The sequence below is a fragment of the Micromonospora sp. WMMD1155 genome, assembly GCF_029581275.1.
Lineage (GTDB): Bacteria > Actinomycetota > Actinomycetes > Mycobacteriales > Micromonosporaceae > Micromonospora.
The window spans coordinates 3,052,705-3,073,012 of sequence record NZ_CP120742.1 but is presented as its reverse complement, the minus strand read 5'-3'; the positions used below and the strand labels follow the sequence as shown (position 1 = coordinate 3,073,012).

The 20,308-nt window shown below is 72.2% G+C and carries 19 protein-coding genes; 10 read left to right on the top strand and 9 right to left on the bottom strand.

The genetic code is table 11. The features are described 5' to 3' along the window. Window positions 1-9: 9 nt before the first annotated feature. Genes O7617_RS13975 through O7617_RS13955 form a run of 5 tightly spaced genes read right to left on the bottom strand, consistent with a single transcriptional unit; the run spans window position 10 to window position 4,100 of the window. Window positions 10-702 carry a CoA pyrophosphatase gene (locus O7617_RS13975; RefSeq protein ID WP_282264000.1) on the bottom strand — a complete coding sequence of 231 codons (693 nt, stop codon included), beginning with the start codon at window positions 700-702 and terminating at the stop codon, window positions 10-12. Next, window positions 699-1,373 (bottom strand): TlpA disulfide reductase family protein, encoded by a 675-nt coding sequence (locus tag O7617_RS13970; protein ID WP_282263999.1) that lies wholly within the window; start codon window positions 1,371-1,373, stop codon window positions 699-701. Before O7617_RS13970 ends, O7617_RS13975 begins: the two co-directional genes overlap by 4 nt. Next, the gene (gene nth, locus O7617_RS13965) at window positions 1,370-2,158 is read right to left on the bottom strand and encodes an endonuclease III (RefSeq protein WP_348774177.1); all 789 of its coding nucleotides are present in this window, start codon (window positions 2,156-2,158) and stop codon (window positions 1,370-1,372) included. Before nth ends, O7617_RS13970 begins: the two co-directional genes overlap by 4 nt. 41 nt (window positions 2,159-2,199) lie before the next feature. Beyond that, entirely contained in the window at window positions 2,200-3,381 is a 1,182-nt protein-coding gene (locus tag O7617_RS13960; protein WP_282263997.1) for a CapA family protein, read from the bottom strand. A 56-nt stretch (window positions 3,382-3,437) separates the two neighbouring features. Continuing rightward, window positions 3,438-4,100: an adenosylcobinamide amidohydrolase gene (locus O7617_RS13955; RefSeq protein WP_282263995.1), complete on the bottom strand. Its 663-nt coding sequence runs from the start codon at window positions 4,098-4,100 to the stop codon at window positions 3,438-3,440. A 144-nt stretch (window positions 4,101-4,244) separates the two neighbouring features. On the opposite strand from O7617_RS13955, the gene O7617_RS13950 reads away from it, so the two are divergent. From O7617_RS13950 to O7617_RS13910, 9 genes are all read left to right on the top strand, one after another. After that, complete coding sequence (locus O7617_RS13950; RefSeq protein ID WP_007466162.1) at window positions 4,245-4,922, top strand: Crp/Fnr family transcriptional regulator; 678 nt, start codon at window positions 4,245-4,247, stop codon at window positions 4,920-4,922. 110 nt (window positions 4,923-5,032) lie between these two features. After that, window positions 5,033-5,776: a metallophosphoesterase family protein gene (locus O7617_RS13945; protein ID WP_282263993.1), complete on the top strand. Its 744-nt coding sequence runs from the start codon at window positions 5,033-5,035 to the stop codon at window positions 5,774-5,776. A gap of 568 nt (window positions 5,777-6,344) precedes the next feature. Next, the gene (locus tag O7617_RS13940; protein ID WP_282263992.1) at window positions 6,345-6,950 is read left to right on the top strand and encodes a TetR/AcrR family transcriptional regulator; all 606 of its coding nucleotides are present in this window, start codon (window positions 6,345-6,347) and stop codon (window positions 6,948-6,950) included. Between the two features lie 37 nt (window positions 6,951-6,987). Further along, a complete protein-coding gene (locus O7617_RS13935) occupies window positions 6,988-7,785 on the top strand; it encodes a TIGR03084 family metal-binding protein (protein ID WP_282263990.1) in 798 nt (265 codons plus the stop codon). Continuing rightward, complete coding sequence (locus O7617_RS13930; protein WP_282263989.1) at window positions 7,782-9,485, top strand: acyclic terpene utilization AtuA family protein; 1,704 nt, start codon at window positions 7,782-7,784, stop codon at window positions 9,483-9,485. The genes O7617_RS13935 and O7617_RS13930 overlap by 4 nt, the downstream gene beginning before the upstream one ends. Continuing rightward, window positions 9,482-10,678: an acyl-CoA dehydrogenase family protein gene (locus O7617_RS13925; RefSeq protein WP_282263988.1), complete on the top strand. Its 1,197-nt coding sequence runs from the start codon at window positions 9,482-9,484 to the stop codon at window positions 10,676-10,678. Before O7617_RS13930 ends, O7617_RS13925 begins: the two co-directional genes overlap by 4 nt. Continuing rightward, entirely contained in the window at window positions 10,675-12,276 is a 1,602-nt protein-coding gene (locus O7617_RS13920; RefSeq protein WP_282263987.1) for a carboxyl transferase domain-containing protein, read from the top strand. The genes O7617_RS13925 and O7617_RS13920 overlap by 4 nt, the downstream gene beginning before the upstream one ends. Window positions 12,277-12,287: 11 nt before the next feature. Further along, window positions 12,288-14,276 carry a biotin carboxylase N-terminal domain-containing protein gene (locus tag O7617_RS13915; RefSeq protein WP_282263986.1) on the top strand — a complete coding sequence of 663 codons (1,989 nt, stop codon included), beginning with the start codon at window positions 12,288-12,290 and terminating at the stop codon, window positions 14,274-14,276. Further along, window positions 14,273-15,463 carry an acyl-CoA dehydrogenase gene (locus O7617_RS13910; RefSeq protein WP_282263985.1) on the top strand — a complete coding sequence of 397 codons (1,191 nt, stop codon included), beginning with the start codon at window positions 14,273-14,275 and terminating at the stop codon, window positions 15,461-15,463. The genes O7617_RS13915 and O7617_RS13910 overlap by 4 nt, the downstream gene beginning before the upstream one ends. 19 nt (window positions 15,464-15,482) lie before the next feature. Here the strand turns inward: O7617_RS13910 and O7617_RS13905 are convergent, their stop codons facing one another. Then, on the bottom strand, window positions 15,483-16,667 hold the full coding sequence (locus O7617_RS13905; protein WP_282263983.1) for a hypothetical protein: 1,185 nt from the start codon (window positions 16,665-16,667) through the stop codon (window positions 15,483-15,485). Then, complete coding sequence (locus O7617_RS13900) at window positions 16,664-17,605, bottom strand: transporter substrate-binding domain-containing protein (RefSeq protein WP_282263981.1); 942 nt, start codon at window positions 17,603-17,605, stop codon at window positions 16,664-16,666. The genes O7617_RS13905 and O7617_RS13900 overlap by 4 nt, the downstream gene beginning before the upstream one ends. A gap of 177 nt (window positions 17,606-17,782) precedes the next feature. On the opposite strand from O7617_RS13900, the gene O7617_RS13895 reads away from it, so the two are divergent. Next, a complete protein-coding gene (locus O7617_RS13895; protein ID WP_282263980.1) occupies window positions 17,783-18,118 on the top strand; it encodes a hypothetical protein in 336 nt (111 codons plus the stop codon). On the opposite strand, the gene O7617_RS13890 is transcribed toward O7617_RS13895, so the two are convergent. Both O7617_RS13890 and O7617_RS13885 read right to left on the bottom strand, forming a co-directional pair. Then, window positions 18,102-19,601 carry a serine/threonine-protein kinase gene (locus O7617_RS13890; RefSeq protein ID WP_282263979.1) on the bottom strand — a complete coding sequence of 500 codons (1,500 nt, stop codon included), beginning with the start codon at window positions 19,599-19,601 and terminating at the stop codon, window positions 18,102-18,104. The genes O7617_RS13895 and O7617_RS13890 overlap by 17 nt on opposite strands. Before the next feature lie 30 nt (window positions 19,602-19,631). Then, entirely contained in the window at window positions 19,632-20,135 is a 504-nt protein-coding gene (locus O7617_RS13885; RefSeq protein ID WP_282263977.1) for a hypothetical protein, read from the bottom strand. Window positions 20,136-20,308 lie beyond the last annotated feature (173 nt).

Genomic DNA, 20,308 nt, shown 5'->3' with positions numbered 1-20,308 from the left:
ACCGCGCGGTCAACGTAGGGCTGTCTCGTCAGCCTGGTCGGTGCCCGCCGACGGCGCCGGGGTGGCCCCGCTGGGCGGCAGGTCGACCACCCGGTCCCGCGGCCACGGACGCGCCCAACCGCCCATCTCCAACAGGGTGGCCAGCACCCCGGCGGTGAAGCCCCAGACGAGCATCCCGCGTGCCGAGAACGCCGGGCCGATCCAGCCGCTCGGGTGGCGGACCCGCATCCGGTTGGCCGGGTCGACCAGCTCGCTGACCGGCAACCGGGCGACGTGAGCCACCTCGGCCGGCTCGCAGGGGTACACCGGGTGCGGGTCGTGCCACCAGGCCAGCACCGGGGTGACCACGAAGTCGCTGACCGGGATCCACAGTTTCGGCAGCTCGGCGAGCACCGTCACGCTGCTCGGGTCGAGGCCGACCTCCTCGTTCGCCTCACGCAGCGCGGTGGCGCGCACGTCGGCGTCCTCCGGGTCGGCCGCACCGCCCGGAAAGGCCGGCTGGCCGGCGTGGGTACGCAGGGTGGCGGCCCGTTGCAGGACCAGCACGTCGGGCCCGGTGTCGGGCTGCTCACCGAGCAGCACCAGCACGGCGCTCTCCCGGCCACCCTCGGCCGGGGTGGTCAACCGGGTGAAGTCCTCGGCGCGGGCGGTGCCCAGCCGGGTCAGCAGCGGGTCGATCCATTCCGGTGGTCGACGGGTCACGCCGGCACCGTCAGGCCGAGGTGCTGGCGGACCAGCTTGACGAGCTGGGCGTCGTCGAGCGCGCCGGTGGCGTCGACGTGCCGGATCCGGCCGTCGGCGTCGACGAAGAGGGTCAGCGGGATGGCGTTGCGCTGCAACTCCCGCTGCAGCGCCTCGCCCTGGTCCACCAGGATCGGGAACCGGACGCCGAAGTCCTCACCGATGGACTGCGCGCCGCTGCGGCTGTCCCGGCTGTTGACCCCGACGACCTGGAGCCGACCGGCGGCCCGCTCGCTGAGCCGCTGGAAGGCGGGTAGCTCCTTGCGGCACGGCGGACACCAGGACGCCCAGACGTTGATCACCGCCGGCCCGGCGACGGACCGCAGCGCGATCGGAGCCCCGCCGGTGAAGCAGGACAGCGTCAGCTCCGGCAGCGCCTGCGCCCCGGAGCCGGGGGCCGCCGTGCCGGAGCCGGACGTGCCAGGGGTCGCCGTGCCGGAACCGGGGCCCGCCGTGCCGGAGCCGGGGGTCGCGGCCGTGGGCGCCGTGCCCAGCGTGGCGCAGTCCCGAAACGGTGACGGTCGCTCGGCGGCGGCGGGTCGGGGGGCCGGCTGCTCGTCGGCGGGGCCGCTGGTGCAGCCCGCGGCGGCCAGCAGCAGCGGCACGACGAGCAGGGCGAGGCGGCGATTCACGGCACCTCCGCGGCGACCGCCTGGGCGGGCACCAGATTCGGGTCGACCCCGGCGGCCACCGCGAGGTCGCGTGCCCGGGGACCCTTGAGCAGCTTGGCGGCGGCGGCCGGCTCGGTCGGCCCGGTGCCGTACGAGGGGCAGAGCTTCGCGAGCGTGCACGCCCCACAGGCCGGCTTGCGGGCGTGGCAGACCCGTCGCCCGTGGAAGATGATCCGGTGCGACAGCATGGTCCAGTCGCGCTTGGGGTACAGCGCCCCGACCGCGTGCTCGATCTTCACCGGGTCGGTCTCGGTGGTCAGCCGCCACCTGTGCACCAGCCGCTGGAAGTGCGTGTCGACGGTGATGCCCGGGACGTCGAAGGCGTTGCCGAGGATGACGTTGGCGGTCTTGCGGCCGATGCCGGGCAACGTCACCAGGTCGACGAGCCGACCGGGGACCTGCCCGTCGTACCTGTCGACGAGGGCCTGACCGAGTTTGAGCAACGAGTCGGTCTTGTTGCGGTAGAAGCCGGTGGGCCGGATCAGCTCCTCCATCTCGCCCCGGTCCGCGCCGGCGTAGGCGGCGGCGCTCGGGTAGCGGGCGAAGAGCTTGGGGGTGACCTCGTTGACCTTCTTGTCCGTGCACTGCGCGGAGAGGATGGTGGCGACGGCCAACTCCAGGGGGCTGGAGTGGTCCAGCTCACAGTGTGCGTCGGGGTGTGTCTCGGTCAGCACCCGGCCGATCTTGCGGGCACGACGTGTGCGCCCGAGGTCGGTCTCGCTGGCGGCGGGAGGACTACTGGTCACGACGGTCAGCCTACGTCGCGCCCCGGACGTTCCCGACGGGGTCAACCGGCGGTCGGCGGTGAGATCTTGCCCTGCCCGTCGAACCGGGCGCCGCCCTTCGGGAAGTCCGTACGGCTCAACTCGGTGACCAGGCCCAGGCCCCGTCTGTTCGAGTCCATCGTCGGCTTGCCGGCGTCGTTCATGTACGTCGAGGTGAACGAGCCGCCGGCCCAACTGCCGTCCGGCTTCAGCGAGACCTTCAGCACCCCGCCCCAACCGAGGCGTCCGTCGTTGTTCAGGGAGTTCCCGCCGCCGGCGAAGTTGCCCAGGCTGTACGCGATCAGACGGCCCTGGTAGAACTCCATCCCGCGCAGCACGTGCGGCCCGTGCCCGACGATCAGGTCGGCGCCGGCGTCGATCATGGCGTGGGAGAACTTGACCGGGTCGCCCCGGTTCTCGCCCAGGAACATCTCGGTGCCCGGCTTCACCCGGGTCTTCTCCGCTCCCTCACCGCCCATGTGCACCTGCACCACGACCAGGTCAGCCATGGTGGCGGCCTTGGCGACGACCGTCTTCGCCTTGGCGATGTCGACCAGGCTGTTGGACCAGACGTACGACGAGAAGCCGGCGATCGCCACCTTCACGCCCTTGACGTCGACGACGGTGATCTGGTCCGGGGCGCCGGTGTGCTTCAGGTCGTACTTCTCCAACGCCTTCTGGGTGTTCTGGTAGCCCTTCGGCCCGTAGTCGTACCCGTGGTTGTTGGCCTGGTTGAGCACGTCGAATCCGGCGTCGCGGAGGTGCGCGGCGTACTCCGGCGGGGCGCGGAACTGGAAGCAACGGGTGGAGTCGGCCCCGCACTTGCCGGTGCCGGTGTCCACCGTCAACGGCTCCTCCAGGTTGCCCATCACCAGGTCGGCCTTGAGCGCCTCGGTGACCGAGGTGAAGAAGCCCTTCCCGCCGCCGGCAGGCAGTCGGCTCGGCGCGTTGCCCATGATGATGTCGCCGGTGGCGGAGAGCGAGATCGTGCCGCCCGCACCGGAGGGCGCGGACCCGGTGGCGCCCGGTTCGGCGGTGGCCACCGGAGCGCCGGTGCCACCGCCGCCGGCACCGGGCTGCCAGACCGGAGCCTCCCCACCCGTGTCGGAGCAGCCGGCGACCAGCAGGGCGGCCAGGAGCGCGGCGAGGCCGAGAGCGACGCGGCGACGCGGGCGGGAGGACGCGAGGGGAGCGGGAGCATACATCGCCCGCGACCCTACCGGGCCATGAACGCGCCGACGACAGCCGATCGGCCGAATCTTCAGTCGCTGAGCTGCTCTGACCAGGGCACTACCGCCCGAGAGCCTCCGGCGAGCACCGCCGCGTGCACCGCTCGGGCCAGCGGGGCACCCCAACTGGAGCGCGGCCCCCCGTACGCGGCCTCCGGGCCGTCCACCGGGCAGAGCACGGTGACCGCGTCGGTCGGGGTGCCGGTCCCGAGGAGTCCCAGCTCGCTGATCGCCTGGGTCTTCGCCTCGGTCGCGGTGGCCACCGCGTTGACGAGCGCCGAGTCGGCGAGCCGGGCCGGCACGTACACCACGATGTTGACCGTGCCGACCCGCTGGGCGAGCCCGGCCGGCGTGGGCGCGGCCGCGGGCACCGGCGTGCCGAGCCCGACCGTCGCCCAGGCCCGGACCCCGGTGTCGGTTCGCGCGACCACCTCGCCGACGTGCACCCCGGTGAGCAGGCCGACCCCGGGTCCGTCGAGGGCCAGGTCGGCGGCGAGCGCCGCCAGGTGCGCGGCGGGGTCACCACGGTCGTACGACATGGGTACGGTCGCGTTCAGCACCCAGCGCCGGACCCCGATGCCACCGCCCAGCGGACCGCTGCTGACGGTCCGCAGGGGTGCGGCGGCGCGCCAGAAGAGCAGTGGGATGTCCCGCCCGTCCTCGGCGCGGCTGGTCAGAGTCGGCTCGCTCAGCACGTCGGGCAGGTTACGCCCACCGATCAAGATTCCAGGGGCGACCTCTGATTCATGCTCATGTGCGCCTAGACTTGGCGGCGCGCGAGGGGATCAGCGGACGGCGACCCCGGGCCGACGGACGGCACGCGCAACCGGAGGTGCGCGATGGATGAGGTACTGGCCCGCAGCGGGATCTTCCAGGGTGTCGACCCGGAAGCTGCCGAGGCGCTCGCCAAGGAGATGGAGACGATCGAGGTCCGCAAGGGCGAGATCGTCTTCAATGAGGGCGAGCCCGGCGACAGTCTCTATATCCTGCTGTCCGGGAAGATCAAGGTCGGTCGCCGCGCGGCGGATGGCCGGCAGAACCTGATCGCGGTGATGGGGCCGTCGGACATGGTGGGTGAGCTGTCGCTCTTCGACCCTGGTCCGCGTACGGCGACCGCTACCGCGGTGACTGACACCCGCCTGGTGCGGCTGCGTAAGCAGGCACTGCGGCCGTGGCTGAACAACCGTCCGGAGATCGCCGAGCAGTTGCTCCGGGTGCTCGCCCGGAGGCTGCGTCGGACCAACGACTCGCTCGCCGACCTGATCTTCACGGACGTGCCGGGTCGGGTCGCCAAGAACCTGCTCCAGATGGCCGGCCGGTTCGGCACTCGCGACGGCGGCGTCCTGCGGGTGACCCACGACCTCACCCAGGAGGAGATCGCCCAGCTCGTCGGCGCCTCCCGGGAGACGGTCAACAAGGCGCTGGCCGACTTCGCCTCACGCGGGTGGCTTCGGCTGGACGGCAAGAGCATCATCATCCTGGACCCGGAGCGCCTGGCCCGTCGCGCCCGCGTCTGACCTGATACGTCCCGTCCCCGTCTCCCGTCACCGACGGTAGGCGGGGACGGTTCGTCTGCCGGGCGCAGAAAGACTGGTTCGGCGTGGCCGGAGCGGTCAGGGTGGGGGCCATGGTGAACAGGGTTGCGGTGCTCTCCGACATCCACGGCGTACTCCCCGCGCTGGAGGCCGTGCTCGCCGAACCGGACGTCGCCGCCGCCGATCTGATCGTGTTGACCGGCGACATCGCGGCCGGCCCGCAGCCGGTCGAGGTGCTGGACGTGCTCGCCGACCTGGGTGACCGCGCCTGCTGGGTGGGCGGCAACGCCGACCGCGAACTGGTCGAGGCACGAGCCGGGAAGCCCGCGTCGATCGAGGTGTCGAACTGGGCCGCCGGGCAACTCCGCGACGACCAGGTGGCTCGTCTCGCGACAGTGCCCGCGACGGCGACGTTCGCGGTCGACGGGCTCGGGCCGACGTTGTTCTGTCACGCCACCCCTCGGGACGACGAGGAGGTGGTGCTCGTCGACTCCCGGATGCCGCGCTGGGCCGAGGTGTTCGCCGACCTCCCGGCCGAGATCACGACTGTGGTCTGCGGCCACACGCACATGCCCTTCACCCGACTGGTGGACCGACGCCTGGTGGTCAACCCGGGAAGCATCGGCATGCCGTACGGGGGCGCGGGCGCGTGGTGGGCACTGCTCGGGCCGGGCGTCCAGCTGCGTCGCACCGCCTTCGACGTTGACGCGGCGTGCGCCCGGGTGGCGGCGGAGTCGACCTTCCCGGACGCGGCGGCCTGGGCCGACGAGTACCTGCGCTCCCAGCACAGCGACGCCGACGCGCTGGCCGTCTTCGGCCCCCGGGACGGTCGCTGACCCGCGGCTGCACTCGCGCCGGCTCTCCGCGCCCCGGCTCTCCGCGCCCCGACTATCCGCGCCCCGACTCTCCGCGCCCCGACTCTCCGCGCCCCGGCTCTCCGCGCCCCGGCTGTCCCCGATCCCCGCGACACCGACCTCAGCAGTGCTGGCGACCTGGGGCAGCGTGCCTTTGGAGCTGAATCGTTTACGACATCGGCGCAAGCGGCCAGCGGAGGAGACCGCAGGTAGCCATCAGCAGAAGCGATCGGCGCATGTGGCCGCCGGAAGCGATCGGCGCATGTGGCCGCCGGAAGCGATCGACCGGCCCCGGGCCATTAGCTTGCCGGCCAATCGACCGGCAGGTGACTCGTTTGTGTTATCAGCTCCAAAGCGAGCCGACACACCGTCGCCCACTCACTCACTCACTCACCCACCCTGACCGCCCACCGCCGACCGCCGACCGCCCACCGCCGACCGCCGACCGCCGACCGCCGACCGCCGACCGACCGCGAGTTTGACCCATCGACAGCTAGGGCTAGAAAAAGTCAGTCTTGACTGTTTGTTTCTTTGCCAGCAGGCTGTTCGCGTGTCTCCCACATCGACGCGAGTCCCTCAGCAGGAACGCAGCCGCGCCACCCAGGCCCGGTTGCTGGAGGCGACAGTCGACTGCCTGATCGAGCACGGTTGGTCCGGCACCACGACGACTGTCGTCGCCGCCCGGGCCGGTGTCTCGCGGGGTGCCCAGCTACACCACTACCCGACGAAGGCCGCGCTGGTGACGGCCGCCGTCGCGCATCTCGCCGAGCGGCGGGCCGCCGAGTTGCGCACCGAGGCCGAGGCGATGCCGGCCGGTCCACAGCGCCTCGACCGGGTGATCGACCTGCTCGGCGCGGCGTTCACCGGGCCGCTGTTCGTGGCCGCTCTCGAACTCTGGGTCGCCGCCCGCACCGACCGGGAACTCCGGGACGCCCTGGTGCCGCTGGAGGCGACGGTCGGCCGGGAGATGCACCGACTCACCGTCGCCCTGCTCGGCGTCGACGAACGTCGACCCGGCGTCCGCGAGGCCGTGCAGGCCACCCTCGACCTGCTGCGCGGGCTCGGAGTGGCGAACCTGCTCAACGACGACTCCGCCCGTCGTACCGCCCTGTTGGCGACCTGGAAGCGCCAGCTCGCCACCCTGCTCACGCCCTGACCGCCGGCCGCACCGGCCACCACCGACCGGAGGCACCATGGTCGACCTCACCGACCTGCTCGCGGATCTGGCCGCCGAGTCCGCCCAACTGGACGCCCTGGTGGCTCCGCTGCCGGTCGCCGACTGGGCCCGGCCCACCCCCGCGCCCGGCTGGAGCGTCGCCCACCAGATCGCCCACCTGGCCTGGACCGACAACGTGGCGCTGCTGGCCGCCACCGATGCCGAGGCGTTCTACGCGACGGTGACGACCGCTCCGGACGCGACGCGCCTCGTCGACGCGGGCGCCGAGGAATTCCTCGCCCCGCCGGTGGAACTGCTCGACCGCTGGCGCAAGGGTCGGGCGGCGCTGGCCGACGCACTGGTCGCCGTCCCGGCCGGTGAGAAGCTGCCCTGGTACGGCACCCGGATGTCGGCCACCTCGATGGCCACCGCGCGGATCATGGAGACCTGGGCACACGGTGCGGACGTGGCGGACGCACTCGGCGTCGTCCGCCCCGACAGCGACCGGCTCCGGCACGTCGCGCACCTCGGTGTGCGTACCCTCGGGCACGGCTTCGCCGCCCACGGCCGGACGGCACCGACGACGCCGGTCCGGGTCGAGTTGGTCGGGCCCGGCGGCGACACGTGGAGTTGGGGCCCGGCGGACGCCGCCGACCGGTTGGCCGGCCCGGCTCGGGATTTCTGCCTGCTGGTGACCCAGCGCCGACACCGCGCGGACCTCGCCCTGGTCGCCACCGGCCCGGTCGCCGACGAGTGGCTCGACGTGGCACAAGCGTTCGCCGGGCCGCCGGGCGTCGGCCGTGAGCCGGCCGGCGGAGACGGGGTACGAGCGTGATCCGCATCGGCAACGCCTCGGGCTTCTACGGCGATCGGTTCACCGCCTGGCAGGAGATGCTCGACGGCGGCGAACTGGACGTGCTGACCGGTGACTACCTGGCCGAGTTGACCATGCTGATTCTCGCCCGGGACCGGCTGCGCGACCCCGATCTGGGCTACGCGAAGACGTTCCTGCGCCAACTGGAGACCTGCCTCGGCACCGCCCTGGACCGTGGGGTGCGGATCGTGACCAATGCCGGCGGGTTGAACCCGGCCGGCCTGGCCGCCGCCGTCGACGCCCTCGCCACCCGGCTGGGCCTGCCCGCGAAGGTGGGGTACGTCGAGGGCGACACGATCCAACGACCGGACGCGTTGAGCGCCAACGCCTACCTCGGCGCGTTCGGCATCGCCGCCTGCCTCGACGGCGGCGCGGACGTGGTGGTCACCGGCCGGGTCACCGACGCGTCGCTGGTGGTCGGCCCGGCCATCGCCCGGTACGGGTGGAGCCGCGACGATCTCGACCGGTTGGCCGGGGCGACAGTCGCGGGGCACCTCCTCGAATGCGGCGCGCAGGTAACCGGAGGGAACTTCAGCTTCTTCACCGAACTGCCCGACGGCGGGCACCGGCCCGGGTTCCCGGTCGCCGAGGTGCACGCCGACGGCTCGACGGTGCTCACCAAGCATGCCGGCACCGGTGGCGCGGTCACCGTGGAGACGGTCACCGCGCAACTGCTCTACGAGATCGGCGGGCCCGCGTACCTGGGGCCGGACGTGGTCACCCGACTGGACACGGTGGCGCTGAGCCCGGACGGGCCGGATCGGGTCCGGGTCTCCGGCGTCCGGGGCACCCCGCCGCCGCCCACCCTGAAGGTGGGCGTGAACAACCTCGGCGGCTTCCGCAACTCGATGACGTTCGTCCTCTGCGGCCTCGACGTCGAGGCGAAGGCGGCGCTGGTACGCGGGCAGGTCGAGGAGGCGGTCGGCGCGGACGGTTTGGAGTTCACGCTGGCCCGGACCGACCATCCGGACGCCGCCGACACCGAGTCGGCCAGCGCTCTGCTGCACGTACACCTGCGCCACGGCGACAAGGCGCGAGCCGGGCGGGCCTTCTCGGCCGCCGCGGTGGAGCTGGCCCTGGCCTCGTACCCGGGCTGCACGCTGACCACACTGCCCGGCGACGCGACACCGTACGGCGTCTTCACCGCCGACGAGGTGCCACAGGAGGCGGTGGCTCACGTCGCGGTGCTGCCCGGCGGCGAGCGCATGTCGATCGCCCCGCCGAGCCGTACCGCTCCCACGACGGAGGACGAGACGACAGCGGGCGGGGACGTGACGGCCGACGGCCCGACCCGGCGGGGGGTCCTCGGCGAGCTGGTGGGCGCGCGCTCCGGGGACAAGGGCGGGGATGCCAACCTGGGCGTCTGGGCGCGCAACGACGCCGCGTACGCGTGGCTGCGCGGCTGGTTGACCGTGGCGCGCCTGGCCGAGCTGCTGCCGGAGACCGCGCCGCTGTCGGTGCGGCGCTACGAGTTGCCGAACCTGCGCGCGGTCAACTTCGTGATCGAGGGCCTGCTCGGTGCGGGAGTGGCCGCGTCCACCCGGTTCGATCCGCAGGCCAAGGCGCTGGGGGAGCTGCTGCGCGCCCGGATCGTCGACCTACCGGCCGACGTGCCGACCGGGCCGACCGCAGCGACCGCGACCACCGGGGTGGCCCGATGAGCATCGTGGACACGCCGGAGCGGCGGCAGCTGCGGGAGCTGACCCGGGCCTTCGTGACCCGCGAGGTGGTGCCGCACCTGGACGACTGGGAGCGGGCCGGTGAGGTGCCCCGGGCGCTGCACGCCACCGCCGCGAAGCTCGGACTGCTCGGCATCGGCTTCCCCGAGTCGGTCGGCGGCAGTGGCGGTGACCTGCTCGACTCGATCATCGTGACCGAGGAGCTGATCCGCTCGGGTGGCTCGTCCGGGCTGGTGGCGGCCCTGTTCACGCACGGCATCGCGTTGCCGCACATGGTCGCGGCGGCCGGCGCTCACACCGGAGGGTCGCTGGGCGGCCGGCTCGGCGGCACCACGTCCCCGGGTGACGACGGCCTGATCGAGCGGTACGTCCGGCCGACCCTGGCCGGCACGATGATCGGCGCGCTGGCGATCACCGAACCGGACGGCGGTTCCGACGTGGCCGGCATCCGCACCACGGCCCGCCGGGACGGCGACCACTACGTGGTGAACGGGTCGAAGACGTACATCACCAGCGGGCACCGGGCCGACTTCGTGACCACCGCGGTCTGCACCGACTTTCCCGGCAGCGGCGAGCTGACCCTGCTGGTCATCGACAAGGGGCTGCCCGGGTTCACCGTGGGACGCCGGTTGGAGAAGTTGGGCTGGCACTGCTCGGACACGGCCGAGCTGTCGTTCGTCGACGTCCGGGTGCCGGTGACGAACCGGATCGGGGCGGAGAACACCGGCTTCCTGGCGATCATGCAGCACTTCGCCGCGGAGCGGTTGTCGCTGGCCACCCAGGCGTACGCGACCGCGCAGCGCTGCGTCGAGCTGGCGGTGCGCTGGTGCCGGGACCGGGAGACCTTCGGGCGTCCACTGGCCAGCCGGCAGTTGATCCGACACCGGTTGGCCGAGATGCACACGCGGGCCGAGGCCGCCCGGTCGTACGTGCACGAGGTGGCCAACCGGGTCGCCGTCGGCGAGCCGGTGGTGACCGAGGTGGCGATGGCGAAGAACGTGGCGGTGGCGGCCTGCGACTACGTCGTCGACCAGGCGTTGCAACTGCACGGCGGCTTCGGTTACCTGCGCGACGCGGAGGTGGAGCGGCACTACCGCGACTCGCGGATCCTCGGCATCGGCGGCGGCACCACCGAGATCATGAACGAGATCATCGCGAAGGGCATGGGCCTATGAGCATCCTGGACAGCGCGATCGACCCGACGGCGCCCGGGTACGCGGCGAACCGGGCTGCCCTGTCGGAGCGGTTGGCCGAACTGGATGCCGCGCTGGACCAGGCTCGGGCGGGCGGCGGCGAGAAGTACGTGTCCCGGCACCACGCACGCGGCAAGTTGCTGCCCCGGGAACGCATCGAGTTGTTGGTGGACGCGGACAGCCCGTTCCTGGAGTTGTCGCCGGTCGCCGCGTTCGGCACGGACTTCCCGGTCGGGGCCAGCGTGGTCACCGGGATCGGGGTGGTCGAGGGGGTCGAGTGCCTGATCGTCGCGAACGACCCGACGGTACGCGGCGGCGCGGTCAACCCGTGGTCGCTCGCGAAGACCCGGCGGGCCGGTGAGATCGCGCTGGCCAACCGGCTACCGATGGTCAACCTGGTCGAGTCGGCCGGGGCGGACCTGCCCACCCAGGCGGAGATCTTCATCCCCGGTGGCCGGGTGTTCCGTGACCTGACCCGGCTCTCGGCGGCGGGTATTCCCACGGTCAGCGTGGTCTTCGGCAACGCCACGGCCGGTGGCGCGTACGTGCCGGGGATGTCCGATCACGTGATCATGATTCGGGACCGGTCGCAGGTCTACCTGGCCGGACCGCCGCTGGTGAGGATGGCGACCGGCGAGGTCACCGACGACGAGTCGTTGGGTGGCGCGGAGATGCACGCCGGCACGTCCGGGCTGGCCGACCATCTCGCCGAGGACGAGCGGGACGGCATCCGGCTGGCCCGGCAGTGCGTACGCCGACTGAACTGGCGCAAGCAGGGTCCGTCGCCGCGTACGGCGGTGCCGCAGCCGCCGAAGTACGACCCGGAGGAGCTGCTCGGCATCACCAGCGCCGATCTGAAGGTGCCGTTCGACCCGCGTGAGGTGCTGGCCCGGATCCTCGACGGCAGTGAGTTCGACGAGTTCAAACCGGCGTACGGGGGCGCGTTGGTCACCGGCTGGGGCGAGCTGCACGGCTACCCGGTGGGCGTGCTGGCCAACGCCCGAGGGGTGCTGTTCAGCGAGGAGGCGCAGAAGGCGGCCCAGTTCATCCAGCTCGCGAACGCCTCCGACACTCCGTTGATCTTCCTGCAGAACACCACCGGCTACATGGTCGGCACCGAGTACGAGCAGCGCGGCATCATCAAACACGGCGCGCTGATGATCAATGCGGTGTCCAACTCGACGGTGCCCCACCTGACGGTCAACCTGGGCGCCTCGTACGGGGCCGGCAACTACGGCATGTGTGGCCGCGCGTACGAGCCGAGGTTCCTGTTCACCTGGCCGAACGCGAAGTCGGCGGTGATGGGCCCGGCGCAGCTCGCCGGGGTGCTCTCCATCGTGGCCCGGCAGGCGGCCGCCGCCCGGGGGCGCGACTACGACGAGGAGTCCGACGCGGCGATGCGGATGATGGTCGAGCAGCAGATCGAGTCGCAGTCCGGCGCGTTGTTCCTGTCCGGCCGGCTCTACGACGACGGGGTGATCGACCCCAGGGACACCCGGACCGTCCTCGGGCTCTGCCTCTCGGCGATCCACAGCGGACCCGTCAAGGGTGCCGACGGCTACGGCATCTTCCGGATGTGAGGGGTCAATCGATGATCGAACGCTTGCTCGTCGCCAACCGGGGGGAGATCGCGCGTCGGGTCTTCGCCACCTGTCGGGCGCTGGGTGTGGAGACGGTCGCCGTGCACTCGGACGCGGACGCGTCGGCACCGTTCGTCGCCGAGGCCGATCTGGCGGTCCGGCTGCCCGGGCACACTCCGGCCGAGACGTACCTGCGGGTCGACCTGATCCTGGACGCGGCCCGGCGCGCCGGCGCGGACGCGGTCCACCCCGGTTACGGGTTCCTCGCCGAGAACGCCGAGTTCGCGGCGGCGGTGACCGATGCCGGGCTGACCTGGGTCGGTCCACCGGCCAAGGTGATCGCCGCGATGGGCGACAAGCTGGCCGCGAAGTCGCTGCTGGCCGACGCGGGCGTGCCGATGCTGCCGAGCTGGACCGACGTCGACGAGGTCACCGACTTCCCGGTGTTGGTGAAGGCGTCCGCCGGTGGCGGTGGGCGGGGCATGCGGATCGTCCGGGACGCCGAGGAGCTGGCCGAGGCCGTCGCGTCCGCGCGCCGCGAGGCGGCTGCGGCGTTCGGCGACGGCACGGTCTTCATCGAGCGGTACGTCGAACGCGGCCGACACGTCGAGGTGCAGATCTTCGGCGACACGCACGGAACGGTGAACGTGCTCGGCGCCCGGGAGTGTTCGATCCAACGCCGACACCAGAAGATCATCGAGGAGGCACCGGGGGACCTCCCACCGGGGCTGCATGACCGGCTGTACGAGACGGCCATGGCGGCCGGACTGGCGGTCGGCTACGTGGGGGCCGGCACCATCGAGTTCCTGCTGGCACCGAGCGGCGAGTTCTTCTTCCTCGAGATGAACACCCGGCTCCAGGTGGAGCACCCGGTCACCGAACTGGTCACCCCGGGCGGGCTGGACCTGGTCCGGATGCAGTTGCTGGTGGCCGAGGGCGAGCCGCTGCCCGCACACCACCACTACCCCGCCAACCGCGGCTACGCGATCGAGGTGCGGCTGTGCGCCGAGGAGCCGGCGCAGGGTTGGCGACCGGCCACCGGCACCCTGCACCGCTTCGACGTGCCCGGGGTGCTTCGCGAGTTCGGCTGGTTCCAACGGGCGGGCCTGCGGCTCGACTCCGGTGTGGCGGCCGGCTCGGTGGTGGGCGTGCACTACGACTCGCTGCTCGCCAAGGTGATCGCCGTGGCACCGACCCGGTCGGAGGCTGCCCGGGCGTTGGCGGGCGCGCTGGCCCGGGCCGAGCTGCACGGGGTGGCCACCAACCGCGATCTGCTGGTCCGGGTGCTGCGCAGCCCCGAGTTCGCGGCCGGCGAGATCGACACCGGCTTCCTCGACCGGCACCCGGAGGTCTTCGCGCCGCTGCTCCCCGCCGACCAGCTCCCGGTCACCGCCCTCGCGGCGGCGCTCGCCTCGGCCGCCGGCCGTCGCGCCGCGTCCGGGGTGCTCGGCGGGCTGCCGTCAGGGTGGCGCAACGTGCCGGCAGTCCCGCAGGTCATCCGGTTCGGCGGGCCGGACGGCGAGATCGAGGTCCGCTACCGGCTGGACCGGACGGGCGGCCTCGCCGAATGGTCCACCGACCCGTCGGCCGCCGACGCCACTGTGGCACTCGTCGAGGCGACAGCGGATCGGGTGGTGCTCGACGTCGACGGGGTTCGGCGCCCGTACCGCGTACACCTCGTGGGGTCGACGGTCTTCGTGGACGGCCCGGACGGGGCGGCGAGCCTGACCGAGCTGCCGCGCCTCCCACCGCCCACCGCGGAGGTGGCGGCCGGGTCGCTGCTCGCGCCGCTGCCCGGCGCGGTGACCCGGGTGCACGTCCAGGTCGGCCAGCGGGTCGCGGCCGGCGAACCACTGCTCACGCTGGAAGCGATGAAGCTGGAACATCCCGTGCTCGCCCCGACCGACGGTGTCGTCGCCGAGCTTCCGGTGCCCGTCGGCGGTCAGGTCCGGACGGGCGCCGTGCTGGCTGTGGTCACCACCGAGGAGGACCCCCGATGACCTTCGACCTCACCCCCGAGCAGGACCAGCTACGCGACGCCGTGCGGGCGTTGGGCCGCCGCTACGGCCACGGTTACTTCGTCGAGAAGGCGAAGGCCGGCGAGCACACCACCGAACTCTGGGCCGAGGCCGGCCGGCTCGGCTACCTGGGGGTCAACATCCCCACCGAGTACGGCGGTGGGGGCGGCGGCATCACCGAGCTGGCGATCGTCTGCGAGGAGCTGGCGGCGGCCGGCTGCCCGCTGCTGCTGCTGGTGGTCTCCCCCGCCATCGCGGCGACGGTGCTGACCCGGCACGGCACCGAGGAGCAGCGCAAACGGCACCTGCCCGGTCTCGCGGACGGCTCTCAGAAAATCGTGTTCGCGATCACCGAGCCGGAGGCCGGTTCCAACTTCCACCGGCTCGGCACTGTCGCCCGCCGCGACGGTGACGGTTGGCTGCTCAACGGCCGCAAGTGCTACATCTCCGGTGTCGACGAGGCCGGTCACGTGCTGGTGGTGGCCCGCGTCGCCGTCGGTGACGGCCCAGCCGGCTCAGGGGACACGTCTCAGCAGAGACTGAAGCCGGCGCTCTTCCTGGTGCCCACCGACGTGGCCGGGTTGACCAGGTCCAAGCTGGACATGGAGATCGTGTCCCCGGAGAACCAGTTCCTGCTCTACCTGGACGACGTGCGGGTGCCTGCCGACGCGCTGCTCGGTGAGTCGCTGGACGCCGGGCTGCCGGCGCTCTTCGCCGGGCTCAACCCGGAGCGGATCACGGTGGCGGCGATGGGTGCCGGCACCGGCCGGTACGCCATCGAACGGGCCGGCGAGTACACCGCCACCCGGAAGGTCTGGGGTGGCCGGAGCATCGGCTCCCACCAGGGCGTGTCACACCCGCTCGCCCATGCCGCGGTGCAGGTGGAGCTGGCCCGCCTCATGATCCAGAAGGCGGCCACCCTCTACGACGCGGGCCGCGACCTGGAGGCCGGGGTGTCCGGCAACATGGCCAAGTACGCGGCCGGGGAGGCCGCCGCGCTCGCCGTGGACACCGCAGTCCAGGTGCTCGGCGGGGCCGGCATGACCACCGAGTACGGGGTGGCGACACTGCTCGGCGCGGTACGGGCCGGTCGAATCGCCCCGGTCAGTCGGGAGATGATCCTCAACTTCGTGGCCCAGCACGTGCTGGGCCAGGAGAAGTCCTACTGAGCCGTCGACGTCGGTGTGGTCAGGGCGCGGTGCGGCAGGCGGCGTCGATGCGGTGGACCGGGCGGACCCGTCGGCCCATGCCCTCCAGCAGGGAGTCCTCGACGTGGAAGTCGTGGATGCGCAGCTGGTGCCGGGGCAGCTCCTCCTCGCTCGGGCAGAGCACCTGCGCGCGCACCAGGTCGACCGGAACGTACCGGACCCCGCCCCGCTCCTGAAGGATCACCATGTTGACGTCGTCGGTGGTGACCACGTGCCCGCGTACGTCCTCGGTCGGGCCGCTCTCCGGACCTACGGTGGTGACCGTCAACGGCAACACCGGCGTGCTGATCACCGGCACCGCGGCCCAGACCAGCGTGGCCAGCACCGCCACCTCGGTCACCGACGCCAGGGGCCGGATCACCACGCCCGGCAGGGGCCCGGCGATGATCAGGGCCAACAGCGGAGGCACCACGATGAGCGCCAGCACCAGCCACTCGTCGCCTTGACGCATCGCGTCGCGCAGCGTGGGCAGCATCAGCCAGCCGTACCCGGCGAGCAGCGCGACGATGATCAGCAGCCGGGGCAGCACCCGCTCGTGCAGGCGCGCGGGGCTGAGTTGGAACGCGGCCACGAACGCCGGCAACAGCAACGGAAGGTAGAGCAGCGGCCAGGTGATCAGGGCGAGCAGGAAGCTCGCCAGGACCACCCAGGCCGGGGTGATGTCGGCCCAGCGGGCGAAGAGCGGACGACGACGGGTGCCCGGTGGTAGCCGGTCGGCGCTGACGGCCAGCACCGCGCCGAGCGCGAACACGGCGACCAGTCCGGTCGAGAGCAGCCGGGCCGCCGTGGTCAGGAAACCGGCGAGCAGGTTGACCGGCCCGACGTTCGCGACCAGCAACAGCGTGGTCTGGAGTTCGCCGCCGGCCTCCACACCGAGGCGGAGCACCGAGAAGATCGCCGGTACGCCCACCACGGCCGTCCAGAACGACTGGCTGGCGCGGGCCCGCCGCTCGGCCGGGTCCCACCGGACCCGCCCGGGCTCGACCTCGGCGACGACCGGCTCGGCCGGTTCGGCGACCGGCACACCGGCCGGCCACCCGACGGGGGCCGCCCCACCAGCCGCGGGCACCGGACCGTCGGTGGTCGGCGCGGCGTCGTCGTCCGGAACGGATGTGCGGGGCGGTGGGACCTGGCCGTCGCCGGCGGCGGTGGTCGCCGCGCTCACTTCGCGGGCGCCTTGTCGTCGAAGTCGACGAGCTTCGGCACCTCCAACGGTTGCGGCTGGCGTTTCTCGGCCTTCAACCACGGGCCCAGGGTCCGGTTGTACGCGGTCTGCCAGGGACTGGCCTCGCCGTCGCGCCCCTGTTCGTAACTCTTCTGCAGGAAGAACGCGACAAGGTCCCGCAGCGCGGGATCCCCGATCGGCACGCCGATGCCCAGCAACTCGCTGGTGCCGAACGGCATGTCCACGATCTCGAATTCCTTCGGGTAGCTGGCCAGGAAACCGGCGAGGATCGACTCGTCGGAGCTGACCGCGTCGTAGCGGCCCTTGCGGATGCCGTCGACGCAGTCGCCGACGTCCTTCACCACGAACGTCTTGACCTGGTGTTTCTCCAGCTCGGCCTCGGTGGTGGAGCCACCGCTGGTGCAGACCTTGTAGGCCGGGTCGCGCAGATCCTCGATGGTGCGGATGCTGTCCTTGAGGCGTACCGGCACCATCACCTCCTGGGTGGTGACGAAGTACGGCCCGGCGAAGCTGACCAGCTTCTTCCGCTCCTCGGTCATGGAGAAGCTGGAGACCACGAGGTCGACGGTGCCCCCTTGGAGCGAGGGGATCCGGTCCTCGGTGGCCACCGACACGAACTCCAGCCGTTGGTCCCCCTCGTAGCCCAGGGAGGCGGCGATGTACTTGGCGATCTCGACGTCGAAGCCGACGTGCAGGCCGTTCCGTAGGTCGCCCATCAACGGTTCGTTCGTGGCGACACCGATGCGCAGCTTGGACTGGCCGTAGATGTGCGTCTCGCGCATCTTCTCCTGCACCGAGGGCAGGTCGGGCTCCTGCCGGCTGTCACAGCCGGCGGCGGCGGCCAGGACGAGGGTGAGGGCGACGGCCAGCGTCGACGCGACCGAGCGGAGCCGGGACTGCGACCTGCCTGAGTTCATGAGCGACCTCGCTGCTGGAAGAGCCTGCGGGACACCGAGAGTAGCGGCTCTTGTCCATTGCGTGTGGACGCCGAGCGGCCATGTCGGACCGACCGGCCGATCGATGTCGATCGGCGCGGCGGTCGGCTCTGCGGTTGACAGCCGGGCTCGTCACGACATGCTGGACGGGTGAGCCGATTGCCCAGACCCGATGCGCGGACGGTGGCGGTGCTCGCGGCGCTGGGAGCTCTCGCGCCGCTGGTCATGCTGGTCATCTGGCGCCGCCAGGATCTCCTCGGCGTGGCCCTGGCACTACTCTGCGTCCTGTTGATCATGGTGGCCGGGGTCGCCGTCTCCGCCGCCCGGCAGGGCGACGCTCCGGAGCCGGTGGATCGTTCGGCGGCCGTCGGACCGCCCGAGTTGATGCCCTACGGGATCGACGCCGACACTCTCGACGCCCTCGACAGCCGGGACGCGTTGCGTGCGGTGCGTGACCGGCGACGCGGAACGAACGGGCTCAGCGGCGGCCGGTGAGCGTGGGCGCGGCGAGCGCGTCCACGCCCCGACCGGCCAGACACCGGTACGACCGGTCGACGCTGCCGTCGACCGGCGGTAGCACCTCCAGGTGCCAGCCGCTCGGCTCGGCGATCCCGGTGGTCAACCGGAACGTCGCGGCACTGCACACCTGCTGCACCGGGGCGGCGGCGATCACCTCGTCGTAGTCGGCACCGACCAGCGACACCGGCAGGATGCCCTCGGCGTACGTCTCCCAGGTGTGCCGGCCGGCGCAGGGCAGCCGGGCCGCCTCCGCGCGGTTGCCGCGGATCCGTACCGGGCCGAAGCACTCCAGCTCGGGCAGGCAGCGGGCGCCCTCGGGCAGGGCCGTCGGCGCACCGGAGCCGGTGGCGCAGCCGGGCAGGGGGCCGGTCGCCGGTGCGGCGACCTGGGTGACCGACGGGCTCGGGGTGGGCACCGCCGCCCGGTCGGCGACCCAGGCCCCGGCGGTGGCCGAGGCGGCGAGCGCGAGCACGCCCGCGCCGCCGAGGAACCAACGCCGCCAGCGCCGACCGCTGGGCACCGCCTGCTGGGTGTCCTCGATCGCCGGGCGGGGCACCGGCCGAGTGACCGCGTACGAGCCGGAGAGGGCCGCGCCGCCACTGACCGGGGCACCGCTGACGGGTGCCGACGGCGGCCCGAGGGGCAGGTTCGCGAGGAGGTCGTGCAACTCCACGGCGGAGGGACGCTCGGCGGGGTCGTTGGCCATGCCGAGGCGCAGGACCTCGATCAGCTCGTCCGGCACCCCGGGCAGCGAGGGGAGCGGCTGGTTGAACATCTCCAGCACGGTCACCAGGCTCGGGTTGCGCTCGGACTGCCAGCGGGGCGGCCGGCCGTGCATCACCGCGTAGAGGGTGGCGCAGAGCGCGTACACGTCGACGGCCGGTGACGGCGGGCTGTGGCTGAACATCTCCGGTGGCGCGTACGCCGGGGTGAGCACCTCCAGCGTGACCGAGGCGTCGCGGTGCTCGGCGAGCACCGCCAGCCCGAAGTCCGCGAGCACCGCCGAGTTGAAGTGCGAGTAGAGGATGTTGGCCGGCTTGACGTCGCGGTGCAGCACCCCGGCCGCGTGCGAGTGCGCCAACGCGTCGGCGATCTTCATGCCGAGGTCACGGGCCTCCACCGGGCCCAGCGGTGAGGTACGCATCCGTTCGGCGTACGAGCCGTCGCAGAGTTCCATGATCAGGTAGGGGTGCTGGTCGACGGTGACCCCGACGTCGAAGAGGTCGACCACGTGGGGGTGCGACGACATCCGGCCGGCTGCCCGCGCCTCGCGCAGGAAGCGGGCCTGATCCCGCTCGCTGTCCAGCGTCCGGTTCTCCACCTTGACGGCGACCTCACGACCCACCGAGATCTGGGTGGCCTGGTAGACGGTCGCGTAACCACCACGGGCAAAAACCCGCAAATCGGTCAGGCCGGGCACGATCGGAACCGGCAAGCCGCCTCTCGGGGTGTCCGTCACCGCTCGAAAATACCCAACCCGACCGATGGCTCAGCGCACCGCGTCCGCCGGAGCGGCACCGGCCGGACCGGTACCCTCCTCGGCGACCGCGGCCGACCCGGCACCGTCGGACGTGCCGACACCGCCCGCCGACCCGCCCCGGCGAGCGTCCAGGCGCAGGCCGACGGCTGTGGCGACGGCACCCAGCCCCTCCCACGCCGCCACGCCGAAGAACCGGTCCGGAGCGATGTCGGCCAGCACCGCGATGGTGAAGACGGTGAACGTGACCAGCCGGAAGACCACCGTGAACCGGTAGAACACCCGCCACTCGGTGACGGTGGCCAGCAGGTAGTAGACGCCCATGTTGAACGCCGCCATCGAGGACGCCAGCAGGAAGGTGCCGGTGTGATCGCCGACGGCACGCGTCTCCGGCACCTCGAACCCGAGCATGCGTAGCTGCGCCTCCGGCCAGAGCAGCCCGACCGTTCCCATCACCAGCGCCAACACGCCGAAGACCGCGATGGTCCAGCCCGCGATGGAACGCGGCAGCTTCATGAAGGGCCTCCCCAGGCACGGCGACGTCACCACTGTGGACCAGCAGACGGTGGTGACACGCTAGCGGCTCACCCCGATGACCACATCCCCAAAACCGGCAGAAACCCAGCCGACCCATTCGGGTTGATCAAGAGGTTTCCGTCACCGCACGGCCGTTTCCTGACGCAAACCTC

What these genes read in the sequence shown, in the direction of transcription:
- O7617_RS13935 (WP_282263990.1), top strand. Translation starts at nt 6,988, where the DNA reads ATGGTCGACCTCACCGACCTGCTCGCGGATCTGGCCGCCGAGTCCGCC.
- O7617_RS13950 (WP_007466162.1), top strand. Translation starts at nt 4,245, where the DNA reads ATGGATGAGGTACTGGCCCGCAGCGGGATCTTCCAGGGTGTCGACCCG.
- O7617_RS13945 (WP_282263993.1), top strand. Translation starts at nt 5,033, where the DNA reads ATGGTGAACAGGGTTGCGGTGCTCTCCGACATCCACGGCGTACTCCCC.
- O7617_RS13915 (WP_282263986.1), top strand. Translation starts at nt 12,288, where the DNA reads ATGATCGAACGCTTGCTCGTCGCCAACCGGGGGGAGATCGCGCGTCGG.
- O7617_RS13925 (WP_282263988.1), top strand. Translation starts at nt 9,482, where the DNA reads ATGAGCATCGTGGACACGCCGGAGCGGCGGCAGCTGCGGGAGCTGACC.
- O7617_RS13885 (WP_282263977.1), bottom strand. Translation starts at nt 20,135, where the DNA reads ATGAAGCTGCCGCGTTCCATCGCGGGCTGGACCATCGCGGTCTTCGGC.
- O7617_RS13900 (WP_282263981.1), bottom strand. Translation starts at nt 17,605, where the DNA reads ATGAACTCAGGCAGGTCGCAGTCCCGGCTCCGCTCGGTCGCGTCGACG.
- O7617_RS13960 (WP_282263997.1), bottom strand. Translation starts at nt 3,381, where the DNA reads ATGTATGCTCCCGCTCCCCTCGCGTCCTCCCGCCCGCGTCGCCGCGTC.
- O7617_RS13910 (WP_282263985.1), top strand. Translation starts at nt 14,273, where the DNA reads ATGACCTTCGACCTCACCCCCGAGCAGGACCAGCTACGCGACGCCGTG.
- O7617_RS13920 (WP_282263987.1), top strand. Translation starts at nt 10,675, where the DNA reads ATGAGCATCCTGGACAGCGCGATCGACCCGACGGCGCCCGGGTACGCG.